Origin of the sequence: Rhizobium sp. GN54 (genome assembly GCF_021026345.1) — a bacterium.
Taxonomy (GTDB): Bacteria; Pseudomonadota; Alphaproteobacteria; order Rhizobiales; family Rhizobiaceae; genus Mycoplana.
Genome location: NZ_JAJNCZ010000001.1, coordinates 500952 through 512475, shown reverse-complemented (window position 1 = coordinate 512475; position 11524 = coordinate 500952). Strand labels below are relative to the sequence as shown.

At 67.2% G+C, this 11524-nt stretch carries 15 protein-coding genes; 7 read left to right on the top strand and 8 right to left on the bottom strand.

Annotated features, from left to right (window positions below; translation table 11 throughout):
- Positions 1-154: 154 nt before the first annotated feature.
- Positions 155-604, bottom strand: a complete 450-nt coding sequence (locus LQK81_RS02475; protein WP_230803084.1) for a c-type cytochrome — start codon at positions 602-604, stop codon at positions 155-157.
- Positions 605-773: 169 nt separating this feature from the next.
- Positions 774-1409, bottom strand: coding sequence for a LysE family translocator (locus LQK81_RS02470; protein WP_230803083.1), 636 nt, complete (start codon positions 1407-1409; stop codon positions 774-776).
- Positions 1410-1530: 121 nt separating this feature from the next.
- On the opposite strand from LQK81_RS02470, the gene LQK81_RS02465 reads away from it, so the two are divergent.
- Positions 1531-2229 carry a helix-turn-helix transcriptional regulator gene (locus LQK81_RS02465; protein WP_230803082.1) on the top strand — a complete coding sequence of 233 codons (699 nt, stop codon included), beginning with the start codon at positions 1531-1533 and terminating at the stop codon, positions 2227-2229.
- Between the two features lie 3 nt (positions 2230-2232).
- On the opposite strand, the gene LQK81_RS02460 is transcribed toward LQK81_RS02465, so the two are convergent.
- The 3 genes from LQK81_RS02460 to LQK81_RS02450 all read right to left on the bottom strand — a co-directional run bounded on the left by LQK81_RS02460 (position 2233) and on the right by LQK81_RS02450 (position 3516).
- Positions 2233-2541, bottom strand: coding sequence for a type II toxin-antitoxin system RelE/ParE family toxin (locus LQK81_RS02460; RefSeq protein WP_230803081.1), 309 nt, complete (start codon positions 2539-2541; stop codon positions 2233-2235).
- Positions 2538-2795, bottom strand: coding sequence for a CopG family ribbon-helix-helix protein (locus LQK81_RS02455; protein ID WP_230803080.1), 258 nt, complete (start codon positions 2793-2795; stop codon positions 2538-2540). Before LQK81_RS02455 ends, LQK81_RS02460 begins: the two co-directional genes overlap by 4 nt.
- Positions 2796-2913: 118 nt before the next feature.
- Entirely contained in the window at positions 2914-3516 is a 603-nt protein-coding gene (locus LQK81_RS02450; RefSeq protein WP_230803079.1) for a superoxide dismutase, read from the bottom strand.
- A gap of 211 nt (positions 3517-3727) precedes the next feature.
- Between LQK81_RS02450 and LQK81_RS02445 the strand changes: the two genes are divergently transcribed.
- Positions 3728-4132 carry a hypothetical protein gene (locus LQK81_RS02445; protein ID WP_230803078.1) on the top strand — a complete coding sequence of 135 codons (405 nt, stop codon included), beginning with the start codon at positions 3728-3730 and terminating at the stop codon, positions 4130-4132.
- 283 nt (positions 4133-4415) lie between these two features.
- Here the strand turns inward: LQK81_RS02445 and LQK81_RS02440 are convergent, their stop codons facing one another.
- Positions 4416-5297, bottom strand: a complete 882-nt coding sequence (locus LQK81_RS02440; protein WP_230803077.1) for a branched-chain amino acid aminotransferase — start codon at positions 5295-5297, stop codon at positions 4416-4418.
- A 225-nt stretch (positions 5298-5522) separates the two neighbouring features.
- Between LQK81_RS02440 and LQK81_RS02435 the strand changes: the two genes are divergently transcribed.
- From LQK81_RS02435 to tam, 5 genes are all read left to right on the top strand, one after another.
- Positions 5523-6563 (top strand): zinc-dependent alcohol dehydrogenase family protein, encoded by a 1041-nt coding sequence (locus LQK81_RS02435; RefSeq protein WP_230803076.1) that lies wholly within the window; start codon positions 5523-5525, stop codon positions 6561-6563.
- A 101-nt stretch (positions 6564-6664) separates the two neighbouring features.
- A complete protein-coding gene (locus LQK81_RS02430; protein ID WP_230803075.1) occupies positions 6665-7126 on the top strand; it encodes a DUF1801 domain-containing protein in 462 nt (153 codons plus the stop codon).
- Positions 7127-7148: 22 nt separating this feature from the next.
- Positions 7149-7571, top strand: a complete 423-nt coding sequence (locus LQK81_RS02425) for a DUF1801 domain-containing protein (protein ID WP_230803074.1) — start codon at positions 7149-7151, stop codon at positions 7569-7571.
- Between the two features lie 147 nt (positions 7572-7718).
- Positions 7719-8369 (top strand): haloacid dehalogenase type II, encoded by a 651-nt coding sequence (locus tag LQK81_RS02420; RefSeq protein ID WP_230803073.1) that lies wholly within the window; start codon positions 7719-7721, stop codon positions 8367-8369.
- Between the two features lie 48 nt (positions 8370-8417).
- Positions 8418-9188 carry a trans-aconitate 2-methyltransferase gene (gene tam / locus LQK81_RS02415; protein WP_230803072.1) on the top strand — a complete coding sequence of 257 codons (771 nt, stop codon included), beginning with the start codon at positions 8418-8420 and terminating at the stop codon, positions 9186-9188.
- 46 nt (positions 9189-9234) lie between these two features.
- On the opposite strand, the gene LQK81_RS02410 is transcribed toward tam, so the two are convergent.
- A complete protein-coding gene (locus LQK81_RS02410; protein ID WP_230803071.1) occupies positions 9235-9984 on the bottom strand; it encodes a pentapeptide repeat-containing protein in 750 nt (249 codons plus the stop codon).
- A 188-nt stretch (positions 9985-10172) separates the two neighbouring features.
- Entirely contained in the window at positions 10173-11270 is a 1098-nt protein-coding gene (locus LQK81_RS02405; protein WP_230803070.1) for a helix-turn-helix transcriptional regulator, read from the bottom strand.
- Positions 11271-11524 lie beyond the last annotated feature (254 nt).

The window sequence follows — 11524 nt, the reverse complement described above, 5'->3', positions numbered from 1 at the left end:
GCAACCTTTCCGGGGTGCGGTCCCGGAAAGGTCCCGGGCCTTGAAGCGCGCCGCGATCCTCCGGATCGCCTTGCGCGCTTCAAATCGTTTTCTTTTCTCATGTCGTTGTCGCAAGACCGTGGTCCGCTCCTGCGCGACCTGCTCCGGACCCGCGCTACTTCTTGATGCGGTAGGTCTCGTGACAGGCGCCGCAGTTCTTGCCGATCGGGCCGATCGCGGCGGCCACCGCGGCCTGATCGCCCGGCAGGGCGGCGAGCGCTGCATCGGCGTCCTTGCCGAGCTGGGCCGACTTGGCGTGGAAGTCGTCCGGGTTCTCCCAGATCTTCGGGCTCGCCTCGGTTTCGGCGCCGGTCTCGGTGCCGGCCGGGAACTGGTCGGGGAAGGTCTTGGAAACCTCGCTGATCGTCGCAAGCGAGACGCGCACCACCTCGGCGTCATAGGGCTTCTCGCCCTTGGCGATGCCGGCCAGCGCGCCCATCGAGCGGCCGACGTCCTTCATCATCTGCTGGCGGGCGGCCTGCGGCTCCTGCGCCACCGCGACACCCGTGGCAGCGGCGGCGCCAAGACAGAGAAAGGTGGCCGCGGCAATTGTCTTCAGGTTCATGGATCACTCCCGGTAAGATCTCGTGCCCGCCGGTACCCCCGCCGGGCGGCGGCATGATTGCATGCGGGCGGCCCAGTCCAAGTAACAATATGTTGACCCGCGCAGAGGCCGAGGGCGACGGGGTCGTGCCGCATTCGCGGCCACGCCGGGACGTTTCATTTGCCGGCCCTCACACCGTCCCCCAGCCGCGCCAGACCGTGACCACGGCGATCGCGACGAGCAGCACGCCGGCGGCGCGGCCGATGAAGCGCGTGGCGGCGGGGCTGCCGGTCAGGGCGTCGCGGCTGCGGGCGGCGGCGAGCGCCAGGCCGCCATAGACGGCAAGCTGCGTCGCCCAGATCATCGCCAGCATGACGAGCGTCTGACGCCAGAGCGGGCCGAATTCCGGGCGCAGGAACTGCGGGAAGACGGCGAGCATGAACAGATAGGCCTTCGGGTTCATCAGGCTCGTCAGCGCGCCCTGGCGGAAACGGGCGACAAGGCCGCGCCGGTCGAGGGAACCTACGGCATCGACGACGATCGAGGAACGGAAGAGCTGCCAGCCGATGTAGGCGACATAGGCGGCGCCGACGAGCAGCAGGCCGTTGAAGAGGCCAGGCGCGAAATGCAGCAGCATGCCGACGCCGAGCGCGGCATAGAGCGTGTGCACGAGCCCGCCGGCCATGATGCCGAAGGTCGCCGAGAGCCCCGCCTTGCGCCCGCCGGAGAGCGAGCTCGCCAGCACGAAGACCATGTCCATGCCCGGCACGATGATGATGCCGGAGACGAGCAGGAAGAAAAGCCAGAGGTTTTCCGTGTAGGTCATGTCAGTTGTCCATTGCCTTCGCCTGGATCGCCGCCCCATGCGGCCTTTTGTTTCAAGCGCTTGAGGCATGGTATAAGGAAGGCCAACTGACAGCGCTGTGTCAGTTGTGACGGAGGACACCATGCGCAAGGCCTCGCGGCTGTTCGAGATCATCCAGATCCTGCGCCTCGCGCGCCACCCGGTCACCGCCGCCGACATCGCCGGGCGGCTGGAGGTGACGGTGCGCTCGATCTACCGCGACATCGCCGCGTTGCAGGCGATGCGCGTGCCGGTGGAGGGCGAGCGGGGCATCGGCTATATCCTGCGCCCCGGCTTCGACCTGCCGCCACTGATGTTCTCCATCGAGGAGACGGAGGCGATCGTGCTGGCGCTGGCGCTTCTGGAGCGTACCGGCGATGCGGAACTGAAGGCCGCCGCCCGCCGGGTCGGCGACAAGATCGCCGGCGCGGTACCGCCGCCGCTGCGCCAGACGCTGTCGGCCCGCGCCCTGCACGCCTGGGGCACGACGCCGCGCCAGCCGGACGGTATCGACCTTGCCACCGTGCGACGCGCGATCCGCGACGAGGAGAAGCTCGTCATCGACTACCGGGACGAACAGGGCCGCGCGAGCGGGCGCACCGTCCGCCCCATCGCCCTCATCTACTATTCCGAGACGGCCAACATCGTCGCCTGGTGCGAATTGCGCGAAGCCATCCGCAACTTCCGCGCCGACCGGGTGGAGGCCTGCGCGGCAACCGGCACGCATTTTCGCGGCGGCGGCGACAGGCTGCGGCAATTGTGGATTTCCGGCTGGGCGGAGAGCCGGCGGGATGCGGGGTGAGCGCTATTCCGGCCACGCGTCCGCGGGCCAGTTGCGTGCCGTGTGAATGACGCGGAGGATGAACACGGTCTCCCGGTCATCCCGCGTGCCGATGCAATAGGCGATGACGTAGGGCAGCCCGTTCACGGATTTCTCGTAGGTTCCGCCGACCCGGCCCGGCCTGCCGACTGGCCGCTCGCCGAGCAGGATGGCGGCGGCATCGATCCGGCCGGCGACGGAACGGGCCGCCGCGGGATCGTCGCGCGCAATATGGCCTATCTGCCGCTTGAGATCGTCGAGAGCGGAAAGCGACCAGCGGACGGGCCGCTTCACCGGCGATCGCGCTCGGCCGCATCCACGACGGACGCCAGTTCGGCCATGGCCTCCTCATGGGAGGCCGTGCGGCCCTGGCGGACGTCCTCCAGGCCCTGATTGACGCCTTCGACGATCGCGAGTTCGCGGGCGACATAGGCGGAGACCGCCTCGGCCGCAAGAAAGGACCGGCTGCGCCGCGTATCGGCGGCCAGCCGGTCGAGTTTCTCCTTGAGGTCCGCGCTCACACGGATCGTCATCGTCGTGCTGCTCATGCCCGTCGCCTGTGCTCGTTTGTGTACATGCTAGCACAGGCGGCCCGACCCCTCCAAGACAGGAAAAGCCCCGACCGTTTCCGGCCGGGGCTTTTCGAATGCCAAGGGTCGAAGCGCCTTACTTCGTCGCGGCTTCGTACATTTCCAGGACATAGTCCCAGTTGATCAGGCTGTCGACGAAGGCTTCGAGGTACTTCGGGCGGGCGTTGCGGTAGTCGATGTAGTAGGAGTGCTCCCAGACGTCGACGCCGAGGATCGGGGATGCGCCGTGGACCAGCGGGTTCTCGCCGTTCGGGGTCTTGGAGATGGCGAGCTTGCCGTCCTTGACCGAGAGCCAGGCCCAGCCGGAGCCGAACTGGGTGGTGCCGGCGGCGACGAAATCGGCCTTGAACTTGTCGTAGCCGCCGAGATCGCTGTCGATCGCCTTCTGCAGCGCGCCCGGAAGCGACTTGCCGCCGCCGCCCTTCTTCATCCACTTCCAGAAATGGACGTGGTTGTAGTGCTGGCCGGCATTGTTGAAGAGGCCCTGGTTGGTGCCGTAGGATTTCTTGACGATCTCTTCCAGCGTCAGGTTGGAGAGACCGGCTTCCTCGGCGAGCTTGTTGCCGTTGTCGACATAGGCCTTGTGGTGCTTGTCGTGGTGATATTCGAGCGTTTCGCGCGACATGAACGGGGCAAGGGCATCGTAGTCGTAGGGAAGCGGCGGAAGTTCGAAAGCCATGGGTCGTCTCCTCTTAATCGCGGAATTTTAAAAAGAAATCCGTGAAGCGGAACATAGGGGGATGCCCCCTCCCCGGCAACCGGCTGGATGCCAAAATTTGCGCTTGGTCAGGAATTTCCTTCCCCGCACAAGTTGCGCGCCTGCCTTGGAACCGCCCCGGGCTTCGGCCATTCCTGACCATGCGTGATTCGCATCATGAAAGGCTCTGACCATGACCGATTTCTCCCTCCGCCCCCTTCTCCTCGCCCTTCCGCTCGCCGCAGCCCTTGGCGCCGCGCCCGCACTCGCCTCCTCAGACGAAGCCTGGGCGGCGTTCAAGGCGGACGTCGAGGCGAAATGCGTGGCCGCACTGCCGGAAAAACTGAAGAACCAGACCGTGTTCGTCGACGAGACCGGGACCGAGGCCTATGGCGTGGCGCTGATCGCCGGTCGCTCGGCCAGCGAAAAGGCACGCGTGACCTTCGCCTGCGTCTACGACAAGCAGGCAAAGACCGCGCAACTGACCGGGCCGATCGGCCGCGAATTCGTCCGCGTCATCACCGACAAGCAGCGCGCGGCGATGGAGGAACGGCGGAAGGCGGGTGCCGGGGCGGACGACGACAACGGCGCTGAATGACGCTGACCGCGGCTGTCCGCTCGGGATAGCCCGTCATCCCGGCCCTCGAGCCGGGATCCAGCAGCGCCGCGTCGGCGGCGCAGGAAAAGCTTTATAGCGCAATGGCTTGCGCGGCTGGATGCCGGCTCGGGGGCCGGCATGACGGAGAGAAAGGGGACGGTCTCACCTGCCGGCAGGTCCCAAGACCTCCGTCATCCTCGGCTCTGTGCCGTACAACGCCCAGGATGACGTCGCCCGGGTTCCACGGCCCGTCGACGACCCGGGCGCAGTGCCCCGCCCCGCCTCAGCCGTTGGCGCTCGAGTGGGCCCAGTCGAAATAGAGCTCACGCGCCTTGGCCGTTACCGGGCCGGGCTGGAGGTGGCGGTCGTCGAGGCGGTTGACGGGGACGACCTTGGAATAGTTGCCGGAGGTGAAGATCTCGTCGGCGGTCTGGAAATCCTGCACCGTCAGCGTCTTCTCGACGACCTCGAAGCCCTCCTGGCGCATCAGCGTCATGACCCGGTAGCGGGTGATGCCGGCGAGGAAGGTCTGGTTGGCGGCGGGGGTGAAGACGACGCCGTCCTTGACCATGAAGACGTTGGAGGCGCCGGTCTCGGCGACGTTGCCGAGCATGTCGCGCACCAGCGCATTGTCGAAACCACGCTTCTTCGCCTCGACGATGATGCGGCCGTTATTGGGATAGAGGCAGCCGGCCTTGGCGTCGGTCGGCATGCACTCGATCGTCGGGCGGCGGAAGGGCGAGACGGTCAGCGAATTGCCGGCATGGGCGTCGCCCATCGGCGCCTCGAACAGGCACAGCGCAAAGCGGGTGGACTCCGGATCGGCCGGGACGACGCCGAAGGCGCCGTGCTCGGCCCAGTACATCGGCTTGACGTAGATCGCCGTCCTGCCGTCGAACTTCTCCACGCCCTCCCAGGTGAGCGCCTGGATCTCCTCGGCGCGCATCGTCGCGTTCAGGCCGAGGCTCACGGCCGAGCGGTTGACGCGCTGGCAATGCAGGTCCAGATCCGGGGCGATGCCGTCGAAGAAGCGGGCGCCGTCGAACACCGTCGAGGCGAGCCACATCGCATGCGAGGTGGGGCCGATCAGCGGCGGGTTGCCGGGAAGCCACTCGCCGTCGACATAGGTCCAGGTGGGGGTCCGCGGGGATGTATCGACTGCCATCTTGTTACTCCTTTTCTCTCCGGCGTGCCGCATTTCGATTGTCTCCGGCGTGCCGCATGTCCGGCCTGACGCTCCGGGGCAAGCTGCCTCTGGCCTGAACCAATCGGCGGGCGCTGTCCACTCACGATCTTAGATGAATGTATCAGCCATTGTCATGGGTGGTGCGGTGGCAGGCGGGGCCGGCGCGTGGCATAGAGGGGCAAGAGAGACCTGGAGGGACCGCCCGTGAAAGCGATGTACTACGAGGCCTTCGGTGCGGTGCCCGAGATCCGCGAACTGCCGGATCCGACGCCGACGCGCAACGGCGTGGTGGTCAAGGTCGAGGCGACCGGGCTCTGCCGCTCGGACTGGCACGGCTGGCAGGGGCACGATCCCGACATCCGGCTGCCGCACGTGCCGGGCCACGAACTCGCCGGCACGGTGCTCGCCGTCGGCAAGGACGTGTCACGCTTCAAAATCGGCGACCGGGTGACCGTCCCCTTCGTCTCCGGCTGCGGCCATTGCCACGAATGCCGCTCGGGCAACCAGCAGGTCTGCGAGGAGCAGTTCCAGCCGGGCTTCACCCACTGGGGTTCGTTTGCCGAATATGTCGCGCTCGACCATGCCGACCAGAACCTCGTCCATCTGCCGGAGAACGTCTCCTTCGCCACCGCCGCCAGCCTCGGCTGCCGCTTCGCCACCTCGTTTCGCGCCGTCTGCGACCAGGCGAAGGTCAAGGGCGGCGAATGGGTCGCCGTGCACGGCTGCGGCGGCGTGGGGCTGTCGGCGATCATGATCGCGGAAGCCCTCGGCGCCCGGCCGATCGCGATCGACATCTCCGAGGAGAAGCTGTCCTTCGCGCGCAAGATGGGCGCGGTCGCGGCCGTCAACGCGCGTGCCGTGACCGATGTCGCCGAGGCCGTGCGCGAGATCACCGCCGGCGGCGCGCATGCCTCGATCGACGCGCTCGGCTCGCCCGTTACCTGCTTCAATTCGATCAGGAACCTGCGCCGGCGCGGGCGGCATGTGCAGGTGGGGCTGATGCTCGGCGACGACGCCACACCGCAGATCCCGATGGCGCAGGTGATCGGCCACGAACTGGAGATCTACGGCAGCCACGGCATGCAGGCCTGGCGCTACGACGCCATGCTGTCGATGATGGCGGCGGGCAGCCTGCAGCCGGAGCGGCTGATCGGCCGAGAAATCAGCCTCGCCGAGGCCATTCCCGCGCTGATGGCGATGGACGGCGCAGCCGACCTCGGCATCAGCGTGATCACGACATTCTGAGGCGGCCGCCGCCGGACGAGCCTTGCCGCCGCAGCAGGACCCGCCCTATGACCATCGCGCGTCCCCCGCCGGGATGCGGGCCGGCGAATGGGAGGAAGACGATGGCTAACGGGACGAGCAAGAAGACGGGTAAGGGCGCCGATGCGACCGGGGCTGAAAATGGTCCGGTGCTGCTGTCGGGCGGCAATCCGCAGATCGCCAAGGGCTATGGCGACGCGCCCGTACAGGCCTATATCGCCGCCATGCCGGGATGGAAGAGTGCGGTGGGACGCCGGATCGACGCGCTGATCGTCGCCGCCGTTCCGGAGGTCACTAAGGCGGTCAAGTGGAACTCGCCGTTCTACGGGCTGGAGGGACAGGGCTGGTTTCTCAGCCTGCATTGCTTCACGAAATACATCAAGGTGGCCTTCTTCCGCGGCACCGCACTCGACCCCGTCCCGCCGGAAGCGTCCAAGAGCGGCGACACGCGCTATTTCCATATCCACGAGGGCGAGGCGCTCGACGAGGAGCAGTTTTCCGGCTGGGTGAAGCAGGCGAGCCGGCTGCCGGGCGAGAAGATGTGAGGCCAGGGAGGGAGGAACGCGGATGACGACCAGCGGTTCGAAGACGGCGCCTGTGGGCGAAGATCCCGCGCAATTGATCGATGCGCGGATCGCCGAACTCGGCGACTGGCGCGGCGAGGCGCTGGCGCAGGTGCGAAGCCTCGTCAGGGAGGCGGTTCCCGACGTGATCGAGGAATGGAAGTGGCGCGGGGTGCCGGTATGGTCGCATAGCGGCATCCTCTGCACGGGCGAGACCTACAAGGACGTCGTCAAGCTGACCTTCGCCAAGGGGGCCGCCCTTGCAGACCCTTCCGGCCTCTTCAACGCCAGCCTGGAGGGCAATACCCGGCGCGCCATCGACATCCGCAAGGGCGAGGCCATCGACGGCGAGGCGCTGAAGGCGCTCCTGCGCGCCGCTGCCGACCTGAACGCCGCAGCACGTCCGCGAAAGGCCAGGGGTGGCTGAGCGCGCAACGGGGCGGCAACCGGCCGACGCTGGCGCATGTCGGCGCCGGGTATTGTGCGGCGCACCGAATATTGCCATGATCGGAGACCAATGATCTGGTGCTAGCGATCTGGAATGTCAGCGCTTTCGGAAAGTTGAGCCATCGCCTTGTCCTATGCCGCCTATGTCTTCGATGCCTATGGCACCCTGTTCGACGTCCATGCGGCGGTCCGCCGCCATGCCGGCGACGTCGGCCCGGACTCCCAGCGTTTCTCCGAACTGTGGCGGGCCAAGCAGCTCGAATATTCCTGGACCCGGGCGCTGATGGGTGCCTATCGCGACTTCTGGCAACTGACCGAGGAGGCGCTCGACTTCACGCTCGAACGCATCCCGGGCGTCGATCCGGGCTTAAGGGGCCGGCTGCTGGAGGCCTACTGGAAGCTCGACTGCTATCCGGAGGTTCCGGCCGTGCTGAAGGCGCTGAAGGCCCGGGGGGCGCGGGTGGCGATCCTGTCCAACGGCTCGCCGGCGATGCTGCGATCGGCGGTCGCCAATGCCGCGCTCGACACGGTGATCGACGACGTCTTCTCCGTCGATGCCTTGCGCACCTACAAGACGGCGCCGGCCGTCTACGACGTGGTGACGACCAGCTACCGGCTCTATCCGGATGCCGTGTCGTTCCAGTCCTCCAACCGCTGGGACGTGGCCGGAGCCACGAAATTCGGCTTCCGCACCGTCTGGATCAACCGCAGCGGCATGCCGGACGAATATGCCGACCTCAAGCCGTCGCTGATCCTGCCGACGCTGGAGGCGTTGTAGCAAGGATGCCGGCAGCGGCCGGAAAAGGTTAGAGATCGGGAGGACAGGATGGGCTGGTCGGCGGCGCAATATCTGCAATTCGAGGACGAGAGGACGCGGCCGGCGCGCGACCTGCTCTCGCAGGTGCCGGACCTGCCGGCGGGCACCGTCTACGACCTCGGCTGCGGGCCCGGCAATTCGACGGAACTGCTGCTGGCGCGCTTTCCCGGCCATGCCGTCACCGGCATCGACAGCGACGCGGACATGCTGGCCGCCGCCCGCAGGCCACTGCCGCAGCTCGCCTTCGACTTCGGCGACCTTTCCGGCTGGACCCCGCCGGCCCCGGCGGCGCTCCTCTATGCGAACGCGGTGTTCCAGTGGGTGCCGGAGCACCTGGCGGTGCTCTCGCGGCTGATGGACCACCTCGTGCCCGGCGGGGTGCTGGCCGTGCAGATGCCGGACAACCGGACAGAACCGAGCCATGTTGCGATGGACACCGTGGCCGAGGACGGTCGTTTCGCGCGGTATTTCGCGACCGACCACCCGCGCCGCCCGACGCTGCCGCCGCCGCTCGCCTATTACGACGCGCTCTCGGCCAAGGCCGCACGCGTCGACATCTGGCATACGATCTACAACCACCCGATGCGCGATGCGGCGGCGATCGTCGAGTGGGTCAAGGGCACGGGCATCCGGCCCTATCTGGCGAAACTGCCGGCAGAAGAGCAGGACGGATACCTCGAAGCCTACCGGCAGAGGATCGAGCAGGATTATCCCAGGGCGGCCGACGGGCGCGTGCTGCTGCGCTTTCCGCGCCTGTTCCTGGTGGCGGTCAGGGCCTGAGCAGTCAGGGATTGGGTCCGTCAGGATCGAGGCGGGCGCTCTCCCCTCAGTCGAAGGGGCAGGGCCAGCTCGACGGGACGGTGAAGCCGGGCGGCAGCTTGGTTCCGGCGTCGCCGCAGGCGAGATCGACCTGTTCCTGCTCCAGCCCGGTCGAGGACGAAAGATCGAGGCCCTCGATCCGGGTCAGGAACAGGAAGGCATGGGAGAAATCGAGGCCGCCCTCGAATTTCGCCTTGCTCAGATCGGCGCGGGACAGATTGGTGTAGCGGAAGCGGGTGCCGGTGAGCTCGGCGCCGGAGAAATCGGCACGGCCGAGTTCGGCCTTGTCGAACACCGCATTGGTCAGCACCGCTTCCTTGAAGCTCGCCCGCTGCAATTCGGCGGCGGCAAAGGTGGCCCCGGTGGCGTTGACCCTGTCGAAGCCGGTGCGGTAGCCCTCGACGCGGTTGAAATTGGTCTTTTCGGCGCTCGCCCCCGTCAGCCAGGCGCGGGCCATGACGGCTTCCTCGAGATTGGCGCCGTCGAGATTGGTCTTGCTGAGGTCGGTCAGGGTGAAGTCGGCCTCGACGAGGACGGCGCCGCTGAAGTCGTTGCCCTGCAGCATGATCATCTTCTTGGCGCAGTTGCTCCAGTCGACGCCCGGTGCGGGTGCGTTCGAACACTCGGCGGCCGCGGCAGGCCGGGCCGGACCGAAGGCGAGCGAGACGAGGACGGCGCCTGCAGCCAGCAGGCAGAGACCCGGGCGGTGGCCGGCCGTTGCGGCCGGACGATCACGAAGCGCGGCAAGAACGCTCATTCCAGACTTCATTTCGATGCACGCTCCTGCAATCCCTGTCGAGCCTCATTTCTCGCATATGGTGGCGGAAATGGGAAGGACAAGTCGCGCGCCGGCAAGGCCCGGCAGATCAGGGCATCGGGGCTGTCCGTCCAGGTGCGATTGCCCTGCCTGCAAAGGAGATGCGTGGGGGCTGCCTGCGGAGGACGTCACCGCCTCCCCAGCGAGGCCAAAAGCGCCACCAGAGCGGCCTGTCGATGGGTGTCGGTCTTCTGAAAGATGGCCTTGATCCTGCTGCGGGCGGTCTCCTTGGTGACACCGAGCGCGTCCGCCGCATTTTCGAGGGTCTCGCCGGTCGCCAGAAGGGCTGCGAGACGCGCTTCCGCCGGCGTGAGCCTGAATGCGCGGCTGAACGCCTGCCAGTCGGACCTGGCCGGCCGGACGACCTCTTCGAGAAGCAGCAATGCCCGCGCGCACAGAAACGGGGACTTCGCCGCGCCATCGACGGGCAACGTCCTGATCACCAGCGGGGCGGCGTTCTCCCGCCGGACGACGATCGGAGGCGCCAGCAGGGTCTTGCCCTCGCGCAGTCCCCGCAGCCGGTCGACGACTTTGCCGTATTCGGCCGCCGCGTGACGGTCGCGGAACATCAGCCGTTCGCCGACGACAAGGATGGACGCCCGCATCAGTTGCCGTGCGGCGGCATTGGCATGGATGAACCTGCCGGTCTCGTCGATCGCCACCACCGCCTTTCCAATCTGGTCGAACGAATCGGCCACGGACGACAAGGCGACGCGGCCGGCGAGATGGGCAAGACTGCCGACTTCGTTCAGCCGCAGGGAGAATTGCCGGAAGACGGCCCTGTCGCTCTGTTCGAATGCGCCCTGGCGCAGGGACCGATGCAGTGTCAGGGACCAGAAATCGGGGCCGCCCCGAACGCCGATGCCCGCCCACCACCTGCCGTCGAAGCGGGGCATGAACTCCTCGAAGAACGGCGCGCGCCGGTCGTCGGCGCCGACCAGGTCACGATCGAAGGCAACCTCGCCTCGCATGTTCAGAACCCGGGCGCGCCGGTGGCTGTCTGCGTCCTGCTCGGGCCAGCTCTCGCGGACATAGGTTTCCAGGCATTCCACGAGGTGCGCGGTCGCCAGCGCCCCTGTCGATCCCGTCTGCGGGATCAGGGCAGCCCCCATGGCGCCGGTGGCCACCGCCACCTCCGCCAGGAGCTCCGTCCAGCGCGAGGGATCGGCAACGATGTCCGACACATGCATGGACGCGTGCTGCAACCGCTCGATGTCGATGGACATCCCTCTCCCCCGTCTTCTCCCCTGCGTGCTCTCCCCTGTGTGATCGCCAGACACAAACGGCGCGCACAACCTGAAGCAGAACCTAGTGCAATATGGGCCGGCTGACTACAGGACGGCTCGGCGCCCCCATTTGCACAGTTTTGCGCGATCTGCCCGAGTGCCGATCAACCCCCAAAAGGGGGTCGAATGTCTTCCCCGCCAATGCTTCCGTCCCCGCCCGGGGATCATGCCCCGCAGGACGAGCGGCAAGAGGG

Bases quoted from the DNA above. Each gene is read 5' to 3' on its own strand.
- LQK81_RS02475 (WP_230803084.1), bottom strand. From the start codon at position 604: ATGAACCTGAAGACAATTGCCGCGGCCACCTTTCTCTGTCTTGGCGCC.
- LQK81_RS02470 (WP_230803083.1), bottom strand. From the start codon at position 1,409: ATGACCTACACGGAAAACCTCTGGCTTTTCTTCCTGCTCGTCTCCGGC.
- LQK81_RS02465 (WP_230803082.1), top strand. From the start codon at position 1,531: ATGCGCAAGGCCTCGCGGCTGTTCGAGATCATCCAGATCCTGCGCCTC.
- LQK81_RS02455 (WP_230803080.1), bottom strand. From the start codon at position 2,795: ATGAGCAGCACGACGATGACGATCCGTGTGAGCGCGGACCTCAAGGAG.
- LQK81_RS02450 (WP_230803079.1), bottom strand. From the start codon at position 3,516: ATGGCTTTCGAACTTCCGCCGCTTCCCTACGACTACGATGCCCTTGCC.
- LQK81_RS02445 (WP_230803078.1), top strand. From the start codon at position 3,728: ATGACCGATTTCTCCCTCCGCCCCCTTCTCCTCGCCCTTCCGCTCGCC.
- LQK81_RS02440 (WP_230803077.1), bottom strand. From the start codon at position 5,297: ATGGCAGTCGATACATCCCCGCGGACCCCCACCTGGACCTATGTCGAC.
- LQK81_RS02430 (WP_230803075.1), top strand. From the start codon at position 6,665: ATGGCTAACGGGACGAGCAAGAAGACGGGTAAGGGCGCCGATGCGACC.
- LQK81_RS02425 (WP_230803074.1), top strand. From the start codon at position 7,149: ATGACGACCAGCGGTTCGAAGACGGCGCCTGTGGGCGAAGATCCCGCG.
- tam (WP_230803072.1), top strand. From the start codon at position 8,418: ATGGGCTGGTCGGCGGCGCAATATCTGCAATTCGAGGACGAGAGGACG.
- LQK81_RS02410 (WP_230803071.1), bottom strand. From the start codon at position 9,984: ATGAGCGTTCTTGCCGCGCTTCGTGATCGTCCGGCCGCAACGGCCGGC.
- LQK81_RS02405 (WP_230803070.1), bottom strand. From the start codon at position 11,270: ATGTCCATCGACATCGAGCGGTTGCAGCACGCGTCCATGCATGTGTCG.